This is a genomic window from Vibrio sp. 1249-1, assembly GCF_033340495.1.
The window spans coordinates 1-1,336 of sequence record NZ_JAWOWJ010000065.1; the positions used below are offsets into that span (position 1 = coordinate 1).

At 47.4% G+C, this 1,336-nt stretch carries 1 protein-coding gene; it reads left to right on the plus strand.

What is annotated here, in order from left to right; genetic code table 11:
* Positions 1-1,336: DNA mismatch repair endonuclease MutL (gene mutL, locus R7Z50_RS24235; protein ID WP_318149316.1), on the plus strand; the 1,336-nt coding region annotated here is incomplete at both ends.

The following is a 1,336-nucleotide window of genomic DNA, read 5'->3' on the forward strand; positions in this document are numbered from 1 at the left end:
TAATGCATTTGTGCGTAACATGCTTCGTATTGAGCTTGAGCATCAAGGCCTCAAGTTGCATGGTTGGATCACCACCCCGGATGGGGCTCGTCAGCAAAGCGATTTGCAGTATTGTTACGTGAATGGCCGCATGATGCGGGACAAACTGATCAATCATGCGATTCGTCAAAGTTACGAAATGAGCTTAAAGCCGGATCAATTTGCCGCTTATGTGTTGTTCATCGAGCTAGACCCGCATCAGGTGGACGTGAACGTTCATCCAGCGAAGCATGAAGTGCGTTTCCATCAAGCAAGATTGGTACATGACTTTATCTATCAAGCTTTGGCTGATGCACTGGCACAAAGCTCTGTGATTGATAAGCCGCAAGTCAATGAGTCCGCGTTCCATCGAGCAGAGCCTGAAGAGCGAGAAAGCCAACCGGAAACGACGCCTCAATACTCGCCACAATCAGTGAGTACCACTGTCCCAGAGCGAGTGTATCAAGCGATTGATAAAACACCAACGTACCCTGGACGTACTGATTATGAGGTTAAGCCACGCGATCGTGCGCCGAGTGATTCATCTGTGCGTGAAGCGCGCATTGCAGATTCCTTTAAGCGAACGGATTGGATTGAGTCCAAACCTGCGCCTAAACCAAATGTAGGTAAAGAGCGTCATGCTGAACCTGCACCAAGTAAGCGAGAAGTCCACGCTTACCATGAACTGCTAAAAACACCCGACTTCGAATCTCAACAAGCTGAGCAACCGACATCGACAGGGTCCGTTCGAGAAGTGAGTTTGCCTCAAGTTACAGCGTTGGGGAAAGCGTTGGCAGCTGTGGATGAACAATTTGTTCTGATGAGCAGCGACAGTGGCGTAGCATTAGTTTCATTACCTCGAGCTGAGTTCTATCGCACCAAAGGTCAGTTGACGCCAAGTGAAGGAGCGTTAAAAGCGCAGCCTTTATTAGTACCGTTGTCGATGAAGTTGGACACTGACTTAGTGAAGTTGGCACAAGATTATCAACAAGACTTTGCTCAGTTGGGTATCCAATTAAAAGCCAGAAATGATAAAGCGCTAATGGTCATGGGCGTGCCAGCGCCATTACGCCAACAAAACTTACAAAATTTAGTACCAGATCTGTTATCTTACGCGCAAACGTGGATGAAGGGAGAAAAGGCGTCAACTCAGATGCTTCCTGCGCTGATCGATTGGCTTGCTGTGCAGGTCACAACGGTCAAGAGTCACTATACTCTCTCTGAAGCCATTCAAATTATTGCGGAACTTGAACAGTTAAGGCATGGTCAATTGCCACTAGACGATAAAACAGTAGAATCTGCTGTTGATTTAACGAAC